Source organism: candidate division KSB1 bacterium (assembly GCA_034506255.1).
GTDB lineage: Bacteria > Zhuqueibacterota > Zhuqueibacteria > Zhuqueibacterales > Zhuqueibacteraceae > Coneutiohabitans > Coneutiohabitans thermophilus.
Map to the genome: position 1 here is coordinate 550,392 of JAPDPX010000003.1, position 17,340 is coordinate 567,731.

The following is a 17,340-nucleotide window of genomic DNA, read 5'->3' on the forward strand; positions in this document are numbered from 1 at the left end:
CGGTCTCGAACCTTTTCACCTCCGGTGGTGAGCATGCGAAGCTGGCTGCTGCTGGTGTTTCTCCTCGGACCGGCCGTGGCGGTGTGCGGTCCCGGTATCACCCTGCGCGTGAGCAACTGGTCGAGCCAGCCGCGCGATCTCGAATATGAAGCGCGCATCCTGCGTGAATTCGAAGGCCGGCATCCCGGCGTGCGGGCCGTGCTCGAACCGGTGCCGGCCAACTACGATCAAAAGATTCTCACCAGCATCGTGGCCGGTGCGCCGCCGGACGTGTTCCTGCTGGACTCCGGCGCCATCCCGGCCTACGTCAGCAAGGGCGTGCTGCTCGATCTCATGCCGCATATTCGCCGCCGCGGCTTCGATCTCAGCGTTTATTTTCCCCATGTGCTCGCCATCGCGCAGCGCGATTCCGCATTGTATGCCCTGCCCAAGGATTTCACCCCGCTCGTGCTGTATTATAACAAGCGGCTGTTCGATGAAGCGAACGAGCCCTATCCGCCGGCGCAGTGGCGATGGCACGAGTTCCTCGCCGCCGCCCGGCGGCTGACGCGCGACACCGATGGCGACGGTGTGATCGATCAATTCGGGGTGATCTGGCCGCAGATGACCTACATGTGGATGCCGGTGGTGTGGATGCACGGCGGCGATGTGCTCGCACCCGACGGCAGCCGCGCCACCGGCTATTTCGATTCCGCCCCCACGAAAACCGCGCTGCAGCGCATCATCGATTTGCAGCTCAAATACAAAGTGGCGCCCAATCTCGGCTCGCATGAACAGATTCGCACCTCCGGCCTGCTGCAGTCGCTCTTCGTCAGCAATCGCGCCGCCATGCGCGTCAGCGGGCACTGGTCGCTGCCGGCATTCCAGCCTTATCTCGTGAGTGGCCAACTCAGACTGGGCGTGACCGCGCTGCCGGTGCCCGAGAATGGCACCAAAGCCAACGTCCTGTATGAATCGGGCTGGAGTGTGCCCGCCACCACCCGCCATCCCGAGCTGGCCGTTGAGCTGGCACTTTTTCTCTCCGGCGAATTCGCGGCGCGGCAGCGCCGTGACATGCTGATCGGCCTGCCGGCGATGAAAGCCGTGGCGTTGGAACAAGTGCAGGCCGACACGCTCGGCCTGGAAAAAGTATTCTTCACGGAAGTGCCCTATGCGCGTCAGCACTGGGGTTCGCGGGTGGAACGCTTCTCTGAGATCGAACCATTGTTCGAAGATGCCCTCGATGAGGTGCTTTTCAAGGGCAAGTCGGTGGACGAGAGCTTTGCCCGCCAGGCGCAGCGCATCGACGAAAAACTGCGGCAAATCCGCGCCCGCAGTGCCGGCCGTTCCGCCGTGCTGCGGGGCAACCCCGAGGTCGTGCGCTGCTTGCTGGCGCTGGCGGCGCTGGCGTTGGGTCTGATGCTGGCGGGCATATTCGCCGGCCGCCGGCAGCGGGGCATGGCGTGGCGCCGTGATCAGACGTGGAAGGGCTTTCTCTTTCTGCTGCCCTCCTTTGTGCATTTGCTGGTCTTCCTGCTGACCCCCATCGTCTTCGCCGTTTACCTCAGCGTGCATGATTGGGAGATCATCGTGCCGGACAAGCCGTTCGTGGGCGCCGGCAATTATGTTGAAATGTTCCGCGACCCGCTGTTTTGGAACGCGCTGAAGAACACGCTGCTCTATTCCCTCAATGTGCCACTGGGCATGGCGGTGGCGCTGGGCGTGGCGGTGCTGCTCAACCGCCGGTTTGCCGGTGTCAATCTGTTGCGCACATTGTTTTTTCTACCGAGCGTGTCCTCCTTTGTTGCGATCGCGCTGGTGTGGCGGCTGCTCTACGAGCCCCAAATTGGCCTGGCCAATTTTCTGCTCGATCTCGCCGGCCTGCCGAAATCGCCCTGGCTCAATTCCCCGCAAACCGCCATGCTGGCGATTGTTCTGATGAGCATCTGGCTCGGGCTGGGCTACCAAATGGTGGTTTTTCTCGCCGGCCTGCAGGGCATTCCCGCAACGTTTTATGAGGCTGCCATGATCGACGGCGCCTCGGCCTGGCAGCGTTTTCGCACCATCACGCTGCCGCTGCTGCAGCCCACCACCTTCTTCGTTCTCGTGACCTCGCTGATCGGATCCTTTCAAGTATTCACCGCGATCTATGTGATGACCGGCGGCGGCCCGGCGCGCAGCACCGATGTGGTGGTGCATCACATTTATCAGGCCGCCTGGGCCAATCTGCGCATGGGCTATGCCTCGGCCATGTCGATGGTCTTGTTCGTGATCATCATGATCGCCACCTGGCTGCAGTTCCGGCTGTTGGGAAGGCAGGTGGACTATGCTTAGCGCGCTGCCCAAAAAATTCCTCCGGCTCGCACGCCATGCCGTCTTGTTCGCGCTTGCTTTTTCCATGCTGCTGCCCTTTGGGTGGATGGTTTCGACCTCGTTGATGACGGACACGGAGGTGTTTCAATATCCACCGCGCCTGTTGCCGCAGGCGCCGCGCTGGCAAAACTATCCCGAGGCCATGGCGCTGCAACCGTTTGGCAGGTTTTTTCTGAACACCATCATCATCACGAGTTTTTCGGTGGCCGGGCAACTGCTGTTCTGCTCGATGGCGGCCTACGCCTTTGCCCGCCTGCGCTTCAGGTGGCGCGATCGCCTCTTTGCCCTGTATCTCGCCACCATGATGGTGCCGGCGATCGTCACGCTGATTCCCGCCTTTCTACTGATCGTGGCCTTTGGCTGGATGAACACCTACGCCGCACTGATCTCCCCCGGCCTGTCGAGCGTCTGGGGCATTTTCCTGTTGCGGCAATTTTTCCTGACCATTCCCAAAGAATTGGAAGAAGCCGCGCGCCTGGATGGCGCCGGTGAGTTTGCCATCTACCGTCGCATCATTCTGCCGCTTTCCACGCCGGCGCTGGCAACGCTGGCCCTCTTTGCTTTCATGAACAGTTGGAAGGATTTTCTCTGGCCACTGCTCGTCACCAACCAGACCGAGATGCGGCCGGTGGAGCTGGGCATCGCGGCGTTCAGCACCATCTACGCGCTCGATTGGACGCATCAAATGGCGGCCGCGGTGATCGTGATGCTGCCCATCGTGCTCGTCTTCTTTCTGGCACAGCGCTATTTTGTGCAGGGCATCACGCTCACGGGCATGAAGGGTTAAGCGCGGGAGTCCTGATGAAAAAATCCAAAAGCACCGTGATGTTGCTGTGCGCACTTCTCCCTTTCGCCGGAGCCATGGCCCAGCCAGGCCTGCTTCCGGCATTCCGGCTGCACGCCAATGATCTCGAACTCAGTCGCGCCGCCCGCCCCGGCACCTACTTCGACAAGGCCGGCAGCAAATTTGCCATTCTGGGGTTCGAGAGCGGCACGTTCGAAGCCTGGGCCTATCCGCTCAAACTTTTTCGCAATTTTGAATTCGCGTTTCTGCTCGGCAATTCCACCCGGCCGCTGACGGGCGGCGAACTGGTGCGCCATATTGCGGTGACGCCGGAAGCCACCACGCTCACGTTCACCCATCAATCGTTCACCCTGCGTGCCATTTTCATCACGCCGCTGGCCGAGCCGGGTGCGATCATCCTGCTCGCAGTGAACGCCAGCGCGCCGCTCACCATCGTGTGCAGCTTTCTGCCGGTGCTGCAGCCGATGTGGCCGGCGGGTCTGGGCGGCCAGTATGCCCGCTGGGATGACGGGATGAAAGCCTATTTGATTTCAGAATCCTCGCGCCGCCATCATGCCTGGCTGGGATCGCCCGCCGCCACCGGCATTTCCTACACGCCGGCACACATGCTGTCCGATCAGCCCAATCAATTCAAGATCGAGATTCCGCAGCCGGCGGCGGTGCGTGGCAAGTTCATTCCCCTGATTATGGCCGGCGGCAGGGGGCAGCGCGAAACCATCCGGGCAGTGTACGAAAGACTGGCCGACCATCCCGAAAAGTATTATCAGGAAAACTACGAGTACTTTCGCCGGCTGCGCGCCACCACGCTGCAGATCGCCACGCCGAACCGGGAGCTGAATCTCGCCTTCGAATGGGCAAAAGTCGCCTATGACAACCTGCGCGTGGATCATCCCGGGCTGGGCAAAGGCCTGGTGGCGGGACTCGGGGTTTCGGGCACCAGCGGTCGGCCGGGTTTTGGCTGGTTTTTCGGGGGCGATGCTTACATCAACAGTTTCAGCATGAACAGCTACGGCGCGTTTGCCGCAGTGCAGGAGGCGCTGGCCTTCACGCAGAAATGGCAGCGCCGCGACGGCAAGATGGCGCATGAGCTTTCACAGGCGGAAGGCTACCTCAATTGGTTCCAGGATTATCCCTACGGCTATTTGCACGGTGACACGACGCCGTTCTATCTCTGCGCGATGTACGATTATTATGCCGCCAGCGGCGACGCGGCCTTCATCAGGAAGAGCTGGCCATCGCTGCAGCGTGCCTTCCAGTGGTGTTTGACCACCGACGCCAATGGCGACGGCTTGATGGACAACCGTCAGGCCGGGTTGGGCGCGCTGGAATTCGGTTCGCTCACGGACATTGAAACCGATATCTATCTCGCCGCAGTTTGGGTGCGCGCCGCGACGGTGATGCCCGATCTCGCCCGGGTTGCCGGCAAGCCGAACTTTGCGCGCACGGCCGCGCGCGTGGCGGAGCGCGCGCAAGCAGCCTTCGGTCACAAATTTTGGGACAGCGCGCGCCGGCACTACGCCTACGCATTCAATGCCGGTGGCGAGCAAGTCGCAGAAGTGACGCCGTGGCCCGCTGTCGGTTTGATGTGGCAGCTCGGTGACCCCGAGCACAGCGCGGCCACGCTGCTGAAACTGAACGCCGCCGAGTTGAGCACGGATTGGGGCGTGCGCAGCTTGTCGAACAAAAGTCCGCTATTCGAGCCGTTGAACTACAACTACGGCGCGGTCTGGCCCTTTCTCACCAGTTGGGTGGCAACCGCGCAGTTTCAGCACCACTTTGCGCTGCAGGGTTACAACTCATTGCTCACGAGCGTGCGCCACACGTTCGACAATGCGCTGGGCTGTGTGACGGAAGTTTTTTCGGGCGCACAGAATATCTGGCCGCAGGAAGCAGTGGCACATCAGGGCTTTTGCAGTGCCGGCGTGGTGCTGCCGCTGGTGCGCGGCCTGCTCGGCCTGACCGCGAACACTCCCGCAAGGAAGATCAGCTTTGCCCCGCATTTCCCCGCGGATTGGGAGCGGGTGACGATTCGAAATTTCCGCGCCGGGGAAGCTTCCTGCGATTTTGACTTTCACCGCGGGGAAGCGCAGCTCGGGCTTCTGGTTTCCCTGCGCAATGCCCCGCCCTGCAGCGTGCAGTTTGCGCCGGCGCTGGGCATCGGCAGCCGGATGGTGAGCGTCACGATCAATGGCCGGGGCGTTCCTTTTCGCGAGGTGGTTTCCTCTCAAACGATTCAACCGGTGGTCAACTTTCTGCTGCGCGACAGTGCCAGCATCAGCGTCAATTTCGTGCCGACAGTGGAGTTGCTGCCACCGGTGATCACCAGCAACACCGGTGACCACAATCAGGGCTTGAAGGTGATCGCCATCAAACGGGAGGGGCGGGTGCTCAGCGTGGAAGTGGAGGGCTTGGCGGGCGAACGTTACGAACTCGAGGTGGTCAATCCCGGCAAGATCATCAATGTGGAGGGTGCTGAGCGGCAGGGCCGCGTGCTCGTGATTCAGATGGCGGCGGGCGGGTGGGGCGAGTTCATCCGGCAGGAGATTCGGTTGGAAACCGAATGAAGCCCGCCCTCAGGAGGCCGCGGCGTCGGTGTAGGCGCGGGGAACGAAGTCCGGGCTGTTCAACAGTACGATGTTTTCGCCCGATTGCGTGAGCACGAAGAGGCCGTTTTTGTAGGCGTAACGGTCAACGCCTGCATCGATGCTCATGCCCGCGACCACCCCATGCAACACCAGGCCGCGGTAGCGCGGGAAGAAATCGAAAAATCGCGGCAGGCGCTCCAGGGTTTCATCCACATCGCGGCGTTCGAGCTTGAGTTTCACTTCCACGGCAAAAACATGGGTCGGGCCGTAACCGAGCACGTCCCATTCCATGCCGTCGCCATCCAGGCGTCCGACGCTGCGAGCCGAAATGTTGGTCAAATGGTAACCGCGTTCGCGAAAAACACGGGCAACCGCGGGGCGCACCGAACTTTCCGCGAACAAGCCCAGTGAATCGGTCAGGCCGGCAAAGCGCCTGATGAGATCCTGCAGCTTTTGATCAGTCACCTGGAGCTGTCGGCCCGTTTCTTTGAGTTGCCGGTCAGTTTCTTTGAGTTGCCGGTCAGTCTCTTTGAGTTGCCGGTCAGTCTCTTTGATTTGCCGGTCGGTTTCCTTGAAACCGTGGTAGACAAGTTTTTCTAATTTTTCCAGTTCTGTCATGCGTTTCTCCCCATTGGCATAGGGTTTTGCTGTGTGCCTGCAGCGGAACCCGGGGATGGCACACCGCATCAATAGTGAAAAATGCGGCTTGAGTCAAGCAAAAATTCCGGCCGATTCAACTGAAAAATTGCGTTCCAATGAAACAAGTCAAACCACTCGAATTTCTCGCCCGCGCTGACAAGTGGTACCTCGGCGGCGGCAACCGCCTGCTGTGGGCCCCACCTTTCCCGCTGTTTCTCGATTTCCCCGGGCTGTGGGATGAGGCGCAATACTTCAACTATTCTCTGCAGCCGTTGTTCACCTGGACGTTGCTGGACGAGGAGGGCAGGGAGCTGGCGCTGCACTTTTGCCGCCGGCAATGGTCGCCCGCCGTGCTGACGCAGAAGTATCTCGTCAGCCGCACGCCGGGGTCGCATAAACGTGATGACTCCCTGTCCGTGCGCGAGCGCAAAATGATCCTCCCGCAGGATGTGGCCGTTTGCGAGGTGCAACTGCGCAACCGCTCGTCCAGGAAGCGGCGCCTGCATGTGATCCTGTGGACAGTGCAGGAAAATCATCCCGCACAACCAGGCCCCCGGCTCTCTCAAGTCAGTCAGGAAAACGGCATCATCTCGTTTCTCCAATCTCTCGCACCCGCCAACCTGCCGCCTTTGCCGGTGGCGCTGTCATTGGGATTGAATCAGCCGGTGCAATCTTTCAGCCTCGATCCCAGCGAGCGCTCGGCGTTGCAGCCCCACTGGCGCTTCACACCCTTTTATGAGAGCTTTCGTGCCGGCCGGCTTCCGAACCGTGACTTTGCCGGCGGAGACGAACGGGAAGGGTTGCTTTATGCCGCGCTGCATGTCGAGATGGTATTGCCCGCGGGCGGCGAAGCCAGTGTCACCGCCGGTTTGGCGGCCGCGCCGGATCGGGAGCAGGCTCGTGACAATCTCTCTGAGACGCTGGGGAGGGGCAGGGTCGTGAAGACAAGCCGCACGAATTGGCGGCGCCACTTTGCCGGGGCTCCGTCATTTGCCTGTTCGAATGAATATTTTTCCCGCTATTATTGGTATCGCTGGTACGGTCTGCGGTTGAACACCATCGTGGTGCAGGAGGGCAACTATCGCCGGCCTTTTGTCTGTGAAGGCATTGGATATTTCCGCGCGCCGATTTCCTACAGCGCCATGTGCCATATGCGGGAGAATCGCTGGCGCCATGATCCCGCCCTGGCTGCCGGCAGCCTGCTCACTTTCATCGACAACCAGCAGGCAGACGGCAGTTTTCCCGGCTATATCGATGTGCACCAGCAACGCCCGCATCTGTTTTATCATGCCAACTGGGGCCAGGCCGTGTGCGAGCTGCTGCGCGTTCACCCCTCGCCTGATTTCGCCGCCGCCAGTTATGCCGGACTGCAACGCTACGCCCGCTATTTCGACGAGACACGCGATGCCGAAGGCAGCGGTTTGTATGATGTCTGCAACCAGTATGAAACCGGTCAGGAGTTCATGTCGCGTTATCTCGCGGTGGCGCGCGATGCCGACCGGGACGCCTGGGGCCGGGTGTTTCGCCTCAAAGGCGTTGATGCCACGGTTTATCTTTATCAACTCAAACAGGCGTTGGCGGAGCTGGCGGTGAAATTGGGCAGGCCGGAGGAGGCCCGCCAGTGGCAGAGCGGCGCAGCCAGCATCAAACAGGCGATATTGCAGAAAATGTGGGATCCGGCGGAGGAAATGTTTTTCGACGTCGATCCGCGTTCGGGCAACCGCACCGGTGTAAAAGCCGCGGTCTGCTTTTATCCCTATTTCACCGATGTCGTGGCGGCGGAGCATGTCTCCGGATTGAAAAGGCACCTGCTGAATCCACAGGAGTTTTGGACGCCCTTTCCCGCGCCCGCGGCCAGCGTCGATGATTCCAACTTTTGCGCCGAGCCGGAATGGAAGGGCAGGCGCATGAACTGCCCCTGGAATGGCCGGGTGTGGCCGATGACCAACAGTCATCTGGCGGAGGCTCTGGCGCAGACGGCGCTGCGCTTCGGCGATGCCGGTTTGCTGCAGGCCGCCGTCGGGTTCATCAGCAGGTTTATTGTAATGATGTTTCACGAAGGCGACCCCCGCCGGCCGAATTGCTTCGAGCACTATCATCCCTACACCGGCAAAGCCGCCTTGTACCGCGGCATCGATGATTACCAGCACTCGTGGGTCAACGATCTCATCATCAAATATGTTTGTGGCATACGGCCGCATGATGCCGGCGTGCGCATCGACCCCCTGCCGTTTGATTTGAAATGGTTCAAACTCGATGACGTGCGGGTGAGAGGTGTGCGCCTGACGGTGCAACGTGAAGGTGAGACCTTCCGGGTTTGGTGTGATGGCCGGCGGCACGGCAAAAGCAAGATCGGCGGGCCGGTCGAGCTTGCGCTGTGATCGCCGCGGCGTGACGGAGCAAAGGGTGAAAGTGGAAACGGAGTCGCAATGAAGCGCGTTGCGTACCTGCTGGCCAACCCCGCCAATCCCTCGCGCGAAGAGCAGGCGGGCTGGCACTTTCTGACACGGCAGGCGGGATTCAAACACACCAAACTCTCCCTGGCTGATTTGACACGACGCCCCGCGCTTCTGCAAAACTGCGATTTGCTGTGGTGGCATTATGATTCAGAGCCGGCGCTGCCGGCCGCTGCGTGCGATCCCGGATTGGCAACGGCAGTGCAAGCGTGGCTCGCTGCCGGCGGCGCACTCCTGCTCACGCTGCTCGCTGCGCCTTATGTTTGCGATTTGGGTTTGGAAGCGCAGCGGCCGAATTTCCTCGCCAAAGGCGGGTGGCCGCAGGATTGCTGGGCCGCGGGCTACCATGACCGGCGCGGCTTTGCAGGCTATGGCGACCATCCGATTTTCGCGGGATTGCAGCGAGGCGTGTTCACGTGGAGCCCGCAGCGCGGCAGCGCCTTTGCCGCCGCCTTTTACGAAGCCCCGGCTGCGCCGCAGCAGGGCAGCGTCATTGCGGTGGGCCGCGCCTACATCCGCCTCGACGAACACTGGCGTTTGATCACCGAATATCAGGCCGGTGCCGGCCGCGTGCTCACCATTGGTTCCTTTCTCTTTTTCGATCACGCCGCCAATCTCTATCGCCGTCATCTCGAAGCTTTTGTACGCAACTGCCTGGCCTATTTGCTGGAACCACCCGCGCAAGCGGTGCGCACCCATTGGCCGCTCCCGCCGGCGACCGTCAAGCAAGTCTTGTCCGGCACCCGGAGCCATTCGATTCGAACACAGGAGCAGTGGCGTGTGGCCGCAAGCGGGCTGGGCTTTGCCGCACGGCCGGCCAGTGACAATTTCTTCGACCTGGGCGGCCGGCGTATTTTGCTCATGGGTCATGAGCGCGGCGGTCTCGATGAAATCTGGTGCCCGCCGTTTCGCGGCCTGCAACACTTGCGCACCGCCTTCCGAATCGGAGAGGGCGGGTGGCTGGGGAGTGACACGCTGACTCCGGTTGTCACGATTACGCCGGAAACGCTGCAGCGCGAATATCGTCTGCCCGGCGCCGTCATCACTGAGCACACTTTTGCCGACTTGCATGATCCTGCCGCCGCACTGCACTATCGGGTGGAGGCGCAAACCACAGTCGAAATTTTTCTCACCGCAGTTTGTGATTTGCGCCTGATGTGGCCATACTCCGAGCAGGCCACGGGCAATTTGCTCTTTGGCTGGCAGGAGGGCCCGGCGGCGGTGTTTATCCAGGACGAGAGCAGCACGCGCTGCGTCATGTTCGGCGGGTCGCGCATGCCGGAAGCCCGGCTTGCCGGCCACTATGCGAGAATCACAGAAGGCGCGGGCCAGTTGCACGGCGAACCGACGGCGCTGTTGCAGGTTGCAATGGGATTGCGTTACGTGCTTGCCGCGGGGGCGCAAGAATTGACCATCGTCTTTGCCGGTTCGGCTCAGGGCGAAGGGGAGGCCCGACAGGCCTATCGCCGCCTGCTGCAGCATCCCGCACGCAGTCTTCGCCGCCAGGCGCGGCATTTTGAAAGGCTGCTGCGCGACGCGGCACTTGTGGTCACGCCGGATGAGACTTTCAATGCAGGCTTGCGCTGGGCGCTGGCCGCCAGTGATCGTTTCTTCGTTGCAACGCCCGGTGTGGGCGCCGGCTTCATGGCCGGCTTTGCCACCACGGCCAGCGGCTGGAAAGGCGGGCATGAAATCAGCGGCCGGCCGGGCTACGCCTGGTATTTCGGTCGCGACAGCGTGTGGACCGCTCTGGCCGCGCTGGCATACGGCGATTTTACGAAGGTCAAACAAACCCTGGAGTTGCTCGGCACCCATCAGGATGTTGACGGCAAAATTTTTCATGAGCTGACCATGAATGGGCAGGCGCACTTCGATGCCGCCGATGCCACGCCCCTCTACGTCATGCTCATGGGGCGTTATTTGCGCGCCAGCGGCGATCGCGACTTTGTCCGGCAGCAGTTTCCCCGCGTGCAGCGTGCCATGGGCTGTTGCCTCGCCACCGACCGGGATGGCGACCATTTCATCGAAAACACCCATGTCGGTCACGGCTGGGTGGAAGGGGGTGCCTTGTTCCCGGCGCATGCCGAGTTCTATCTCAATGCCTGCTGGACAGCAGCCTTGTGGGAAGCCGGCAACCTCGCCAAGGCCCTCGGACAAGACCGCCTGCTCCGGCGGTGGGCGCGCCACTGGCAGACAGTGCGCCATCGCCTGCCGGTAAGATTTTGGAACAAGCAAACCCGGTTCTACAATTTTGCCAAACGCACCGACGGCACATTTGTGGATGAAAAAACGATTATGCCGGCGGTGGCCATCTATCTCGGGCTGATCCCCCGCAAGCGTGCGGAAATCTGTTTGCAGGAACTGGCTGGCCTGCGTTTTTCCACAGATTGGGGCGTGCGTCTGGTGAGCTGCGACAGCCCGATTTACGATCCCGCGGGCTATCACACCGGCAGCGTTTGGCCGTTGTTCACCGGCTGGCTGGCACTGGCGGAATACCGCTCGTACCGCCCGACACAAGGTTTTGTCCATCTCATGAACAACCTCCTGCGGTATCGCGACTGGGCGGCGGGTTGCGTCCCGGAAGTATTGCACGGCGAACAATATCGGCCGGCCGGTGTGTGCCCGCATCAAGCCTGGTCGGAAGCCATGGTGTTGCTGCCGGTGCTGGAAGGCATGCTCGGGTTGGAGTGTGACGCCTTGCGCCACCATGTCACCCTGCGGCCGGCGCTGCCGCCGCAATGGGATTTTTTCGAGGTCAAGAATGTCCGGCTCGGCCGCCACCGTTTGCACCTGCGCATGCACCGGCGCGGAAAGGAAACCGTCTACTCTTTCCGCACCGACAGTACGATGCCAATGACGCTGCGCTTTCAGGCCATTCTGCCGCTGGGCACGGAGGTGAAGTTGCTGCGACTGAACGACAGCAGGCAATTCGGCGGCATGCAGATCACCCACTACCGGGACTTTCCGGAGCTGGAGTTCGAATTGTACGGACATGCCAGGCTGGCTTTCCACCATGATGGTGGCATCGGCGTGATGCCACCGGTGTCACTGCCGCGGGTGAATGAGCCGTCGAGGGGATTTCGCCTGCTTCGGGAGGAATGGGCATGTGGCATCCTGCAATTGACGGTTGAAGGCCGGCCCGGCCGGGAATATGAACTCGAGCTTTTCGATCCCGACCACACCATTCGCAACGTTGAGAACGCCCGCATCGTGGCCCGGCATGGTTCGATGGTCGTGCTCGGTTTTGAATTGCAAAGGAGGGGGCCGGAAAACGGGCCGGTGACGGGAAACATCATGGTCACGGCCGCATGAGCGCCCGCGCGGTCGCTGGTTTGGGCGAAATTTCTCCTAAGCAAGCGCCGGCGCGCGCCGGGTCGGGCGGCAGCGCCCGGCAACCCGATGGGAATACTGACTTTCAAATTGACAATCAGGCATTTTTTGGCTAAGTTGCATCGCTCAATTCGATGCCCCTGTGCCTGCATGCGAAAACTCAAGCATTTGTTGGAATATCTCGGGCTGCGGCTGCTGGTGCTGCTTGCGACCAGCATGCCCAGGAATGCCGTGCTTTCATTGGGCGCGGGCTTGGGCCGTTTCACCTTTTCAATTTTGCGCATTCGGCGCCGGGTGACGTTGCACAATCTCGAGCAAGCCTTCCCGGAGAAAGCGCGCGTGGAGGTGCTGGCGCTCGGCCGGCGCAATTATGAAAATTTCGGCATGATGTTGATGGAATATCTGCGCCTGCCGCAGCTCAGCGCGGAAGAATTGGAAGAACTCGTGTGTTTTCGCAGTGCGGAGGACGAACATCTCTGGCAGCAGACGCTGGCGGAAGGCCGTGGCGCCATTTGCATGACCGGCCACTTTGGCAATTGGGAGTACATGGGCGCCATGCTGGCGCAGCGCTTCCCCATGGTCTTTCTCTATCAGGCGCAAAACAATCCTTACGCCGATCGCTTCATTCGCCGCACGCGCGAGTCGCTGGGCATGACAAGCATTCCGCGCGGCTCCGCGCTGAAGGGCATCCTCAAGGCCCTGCGCGAGAAAAAGTTCGTCGCGGTGCTCGCCGATCAGGATGCGGGTCAAAGCGGCATCTTCGTCGACTTTCTCGGCCGGCCGGCCTCCACGGCGCGTGGCCCGGCCGCCTTCGTGCTGCGCAGTGGCGCGCCCATTTTGTTCGTTGTTGCGGTGCGCCAGCCCGGTGGTCATCATGTGATTGAAAGTGAATGCCTGCGCTTCGATGATCTCCCCGCCGCCTGGACCGAGGAGGAGAAAATCCGCGCGGTGACGGAACGCTGGAGTGCCGTGCTGGAGCGGCGCATCCGCCGCCATCCTGATCACTGGTTTTGGATGCACCGGCGCTGGAAAACAGCACCGCCGGCGGCGGGCCAAACCGGCCGCGAGTGCGCATGACCGCCGTGCCCGACAAGGCTTCCCCGTTGCCCAACCCGGTTCGAAAAGTTTTGATTGTGCAGACGGCGTTCCTGGGCGACGTGATTCTGGCAACGCCGCTGGTGGAGGCCGCGCACCACGTGTTTGCGCCCTGTGAAGTTCATTTCATGGTGATTCCGGCGGCGGCAAATGCCCTGGAGAGACACCCCGGCATCACACGGCTGGTGATCTTTGACAAACGCGGCAGCCAGCGCGGTCCGGCGGCCCTGTGGCAACTGGTGCGGGAATTGCGCCGTGAAAACTATGCGGTGGCGGTCGTGCCGCACCGCTCGCTGCGCAGCGCGCTGCTGGTTTGGCTGGCGCGCATTCCCCTGCGCATCGGGTTTGTTCGCAGCGCGGGCGCGCGGTTGTTCACACACCGCGTGCCCTACCGCGAAACGCATGAAGTCGAGCGCAATCTCGATTTGTTGCGGCCGTTTGGCGTCTTGCCCAAGGCGCTGGCGCCGCGCGTGCCATGGGATGAAGCGGATGCTGCCGTGGTGGCGGAAATGATCGGCGATTGCGGCACAGGCCGGCGCTGGTACGCGCTGGCGCCGGGATCGGTGTGGGCGACCAAACGCTGGCCCGCCGACCGTTTCGCCCAGCTTGCCCGCGCGTTGATCGCGGATCACCACGCTTTGGTTTTTCTTGTTGGCGGCGAGAGTGATGCGGAATTGTGCGCCGGCATTCAAGCGCAGGCCGGCGCGCACTGCCGCAATCTTGCCGGCCGCCTCACGCTGCGGCAGGCCGCGGCTTTGCTCGATCGTTGCACGCTGTTGGTCAGCAATGACAGCGCGCCCGCGCATCTCGGGGTTGCCACGCGCTGCCGCGTGCTGACGATTTTCGGCCCCACGGTGCCGCGCCTGGGTTTCGCACCCTACGGCGCGGGCCACGGCGTGATCGAGAAGAATCTCGCCTGCCGGCCGTGCAGCACGCATGGCAGCCGGCGCTGCCCCCTGGGCACGCATGCCTGCATGCTGGAGATTTCCGTGGCAGAGGTTTTGGCGCGAGTGAAAGACGCGGTGCAGAGCCGATGAACGTAATCAAGATCAATGCCGACCATCCCGAGCCGGAAAAAATCACCCTCGCGGTGAATGCCTTGCGGGAGGGGCAGATCATCGCGTATCTCACCGATACCATTTACGGCCTGGGTGTCGATGCGCGGCTGCCCGGCGCGATCGATCAGATTTATGCGCTCAAACGCCGGGTGACGGAAAAAGCGCTGCCGGTGATCATTGGCAACCGCGGCATGCTTGCCGGCTGGGTGAAATACGTTTCACCGGTGGCGGAGAAGCTCATGCAGGATTTTTGGCCCGGACCGTTGACCCTGGTTTTTGAGGCGACGAAAAGAGTCCCGCAAAATCTCATCGCGTCCTCCACAACACTGGCGGTGCGCGTGCCGGCGCGTGCCCTGCCGCGGCTGCTCAGTGAAATGCTGAACGCCCCCATCATTTCCACCAGCGCCAATCTTGCGGGCCAGCCGGGCGCCACCACCGCGGAGGAAGTGGTGCGGCAATTCGGCAGTGAGCTGCCCTTGCTGCTCGATTCCGGGCCCGCCTGCACCACGCTGGCCTCGACCATTTTGGATGTCACCACTTCGCCGCCACGCCTGCTGCGCGCCGGCGCGCTGCCGCAGGAAGCCATCATGCAATCGATTGGAGCCATTCAAACGTGAGCGCAAACCGTCCCTTCACCATCCTCTTCGTCTGCAGCGGCAACAGTTGTCGCAGCCCCATGGCCGAGGCGCTGCTTCGCCTCAAACTGCCTTCGCGCTTGCAGGAGGAAGTCGAAATTCGTTCAGCGGGTACGCTCGGCATCGAGGGCATGCCGGCTACCGAGTCGGCGATCAGCGTGGTGGAGGAAATGGGCGGCGAGTTGCGCCGCCATCGCTCGCAGGGCCTCAGCGAGGAACTGGTGGCCAATGCCGATCTCATCCTGGTCATGGCCCGTGAACACGTCGAGCATTTGCAGCGCCACTATCCCCACTATCGCGAGAACGTTTTTCTGCTCAAGCGCTTTGCCAATGATCAGGCGCCGGAGAATCCCGACATCGAAGATCCCATCGGTTACGGCCGCGAGGTGTATCGCGCCTGCGCCGAGACGATCGCCGGGGAAATCGACCGCGCTCTGCCCGCAATCGTGCATCTCGTGCAAAACCGCCGGCATGAGGCCTCGTGATCCCGCTGCGGCGTATTTTGCTTTCGCGCACCGACCGTCTGGGTGACGTGATTTTGGCGACGCCGGCTGCCACCGCGCTCAAGCAGCAGTTGCCCGGCGTGGAAGTTTTTTTTCTCGCGCGGCGCTACACCGCCGGCATTTTGGAGCTGCACCCGCACGTCGATGGCATCATCTCTCTCGATGAGCAGGGTGCCGTTCCGCTGGCCGGGCGGCTCGCGGCCCACCGGTTTGATGCCGTGGTGGCGCTTTTTCCCCGGCCGCAGCTGGCGTGGCGTTTTTTGCAGGCAGGCATTCCGCTGCGCATCGGCACGGGCTACCGCTGGTACAGCGTGCTATACAATCGCCGTGTGTATCAGCACCGCAGGCATGCCCGCCAGCATGAAGCAGAATGCAATCTGCAACTGCTGGCGCCTCTGGGCATCACCACCACGGCGGTGGAATTCCATTACCGCCGCGATCCCGCCGTCGAACGCGAAGTGACGGACTTGCTGGCGGCGCAGGGCGTGCAAGCGGGCTTCGTGGTGTTGCATCCCGGCAGCGGCGGCTCGGCGCGCGACTGGCCGCCGGAGCATTTTGCCGCCCTCGCACGGCAAGTGGTGACCGTCACGAAACGCCAGGTGGTGCTCACCGGCCATGCCAGTGAGCGCGAGCTCACCCGGCAAATTCGGCAAGCAAGCGGCGGGAACCTGATCGATCTCGCCGGTCACCTGACACTCAAACAACTTGCCGGCGTGCTTGCACGCGCGGCCGTGTTCGTGGGCAACAGCAGCGGGCCGTTGCATCTGGCGCGCATGGTGGGCACGCCGGTGGTTGCGTTTTATCCGCCGATCACCGCCTGCCGGCCCGAGCGCTGGGGACCCTATGGCTGCCGTGCCGATGTGTTGATGTCACAACAGGAGGAATGCTTTCGCTGCAGAAAGTCACGCACGCGGGTGTGTCCCTGCATGCAGGCAATCCCGGTGGCGGAGGCCTTCAGGAAGGTTGAGGAGAAACTGTCATGATCAGGAAAGATTGCGGGCAGATGCCGGTGCGCCCGGTGTTCTGGTTGCTGCTCATGTCCTGCTGTGCGGGGGTGCCGGTGTCGGCGCAACGTCCCGTGTCCGTCGCCGCATCGGATTCGGGCAAGCGTGTGGCGCCGCTGCGGGTGGTGGAGAATCGCGCCTTCAACGTTGGCGAGAAGCTCACGTTTCTCGTGCGCTACGGCCCCATTGTCGCCGGCACGGCAGTCATGTCGGTGCCGGAAGTGGTGACGGTCAATGGCCGGCCGTGCTATCACCTTTTGTCCGAGGCGAACACCAACTCCTTCTTTTCGCGGCTGTATCGCGTGGAAGACCGGGTCAGCTCGTTTGCCGACGTCGAGGGCATTTTCAGTTGGCGCTACGTGAAGAACCAGCGCGAGGGCAGTTTTCGCGATGAGCGTGTGGTGGATTTCGATCCCGCCGCCCGCATTGCCATCACCGCGAAAAACGGCAGGCGCGATACCGTGGCCATTCCGCTGTTCGTGCAGGACATCATTTCGGCATTTTACTATATTCGTACGCAGAAGCTGGAGCCGGGCGACACGGTATACGTCGACAACTACGACAACGGCAAGATTCTGCCGCTCAAGATCACTGTGTACCGGCGGGAGAAGATCAAGGTGCGCGCCGGCAAGTTCAACTGCCTGGTGGTGGAGCCGCATTTGAAGACACCGGGGCTGTACAACCAAAAGGGCCGGCTGATTGTCCATCTCAGCGATGATGACCGCAAACTGCCGGTGATGACCACCACCCAGCTTTATATCAAGGCCTTCAACCTGGGCAATGTCGTGGCCGAGTTGGAGAAGATCGAGGGGGTGGAGGGGTATTGAAGCGGGGGTGTTGCGGAGTTTGCAGTACAAGTAATATTTCAAACCCGGCCA

12 protein-coding genes are annotated in these 17,340 nt (G+C 61.8%); 11 read left to right on the forward strand and 1 reads right to left on the reverse strand.

Annotated features, from left to right (window positions below; all coding sequences use genetic code 11):
* Positions 1-33 precede the first annotated feature (33 nt).
* The 3 genes from ONB52_08350 to ONB52_08360 are packed head-to-tail and all read left to right on the forward strand — an operon-like array spanning position 34 to position 5,721.
* The gene (locus ONB52_08350) at positions 34-2,313 is read left to right on the forward strand and encodes an extracellular solute-binding protein (protein MDZ7416162.1); all 2,280 of its coding nucleotides are present in this window, start codon (positions 34-36) and stop codon (positions 2,311-2,313) included.
* The gene (locus ONB52_08355) at positions 2,306-3,139 is read left to right on the forward strand and encodes a carbohydrate ABC transporter permease (protein MDZ7416163.1); all 834 of its coding nucleotides are present in this window, start codon (positions 2,306-2,308) and stop codon (positions 3,137-3,139) included. The genes ONB52_08350 and ONB52_08355 overlap by 8 nt, the downstream gene beginning before the upstream one ends.
* A 14-nt stretch (positions 3,140-3,153) precedes the next feature.
* Positions 3,154-5,721 (forward strand): GH116 family glycosyl hydrolase, encoded by a 2,568-nt coding sequence (locus tag ONB52_08360; protein MDZ7416164.1) that lies wholly within the window; start codon positions 3,154-3,156, stop codon positions 5,719-5,721.
* 9 nt (positions 5,722-5,730) lie between these two features.
* Here the strand turns inward: ONB52_08360 and ONB52_08365 are convergent, their stop codons facing one another.
* The gene (locus ONB52_08365; GenBank protein MDZ7416165.1) at positions 5,731-6,360 is read right to left on the reverse strand and encodes a DUF3782 domain-containing protein; all 630 of its coding nucleotides are present in this window, start codon (positions 6,358-6,360) and stop codon (positions 5,731-5,733) included.
* A 137-nt stretch (positions 6,361-6,497) separates the two neighbouring features.
* Here ONB52_08365 and ONB52_08370 point away from each other — a divergent pair, with 137 nt between their 5' ends.
* From ONB52_08370 to ONB52_08405, 8 genes are all read left to right on the forward strand, one after another.
* Positions 6,498-8,762 (forward strand): trehalase family glycosidase, encoded by a 2,265-nt coding sequence (locus ONB52_08370; protein ID MDZ7416166.1) that lies wholly within the window; start codon positions 6,498-6,500, stop codon positions 8,760-8,762.
* 48 nt (positions 8,763-8,810) lie between these two features.
* Positions 8,811-12,149, forward strand: a complete 3,339-nt coding sequence (locus ONB52_08375; GenBank protein MDZ7416167.1) for a GH116 family glycosyl hydrolase — start codon at positions 8,811-8,813, stop codon at positions 12,147-12,149.
* Between the two features lie 168 nt (positions 12,150-12,317).
* Positions 12,318-13,244, forward strand: coding sequence for a lysophospholipid acyltransferase family protein (locus tag ONB52_08380; GenBank protein ID MDZ7416168.1), 927 nt, complete (start codon positions 12,318-12,320; stop codon positions 13,242-13,244).
* Entirely contained in the window at positions 13,241-14,299 is a 1,059-nt protein-coding gene (gene waaF, locus ONB52_08385; protein MDZ7416169.1) for a lipopolysaccharide heptosyltransferase II, read from the forward strand. Before ONB52_08380 ends, waaF begins: the two co-directional genes overlap by 4 nt.
* Positions 14,296-14,937 (forward strand): L-threonylcarbamoyladenylate synthase, encoded by a 642-nt coding sequence (locus tag ONB52_08390; protein MDZ7416170.1) that lies wholly within the window; start codon positions 14,296-14,298, stop codon positions 14,935-14,937. The genes waaF and ONB52_08390 overlap by 4 nt, the downstream gene beginning before the upstream one ends.
* Positions 14,934-15,440 carry a low molecular weight protein arginine phosphatase gene (locus ONB52_08395; protein MDZ7416171.1) on the forward strand — a complete coding sequence of 169 codons (507 nt, stop codon included), beginning with the start codon at positions 14,934-14,936 and terminating at the stop codon, positions 15,438-15,440. Before ONB52_08390 ends, ONB52_08395 begins: the two co-directional genes overlap by 4 nt.
* Positions 15,437-16,441: a glycosyltransferase family 9 protein gene (locus ONB52_08400; GenBank protein MDZ7416172.1), complete on the forward strand. Its 1,005-nt coding sequence runs from the start codon at positions 15,437-15,439 to the stop codon at positions 16,439-16,441. Before ONB52_08395 ends, ONB52_08400 begins: the two co-directional genes overlap by 4 nt.
* Complete coding sequence (locus tag ONB52_08405) at positions 16,438-17,289, forward strand: DUF3108 domain-containing protein (GenBank protein ID MDZ7416173.1); 852 nt, start codon at positions 16,438-16,440, stop codon at positions 17,287-17,289. The genes ONB52_08400 and ONB52_08405 overlap by 4 nt, the downstream gene beginning before the upstream one ends.
* Positions 17,290-17,340 lie beyond the last annotated feature (51 nt).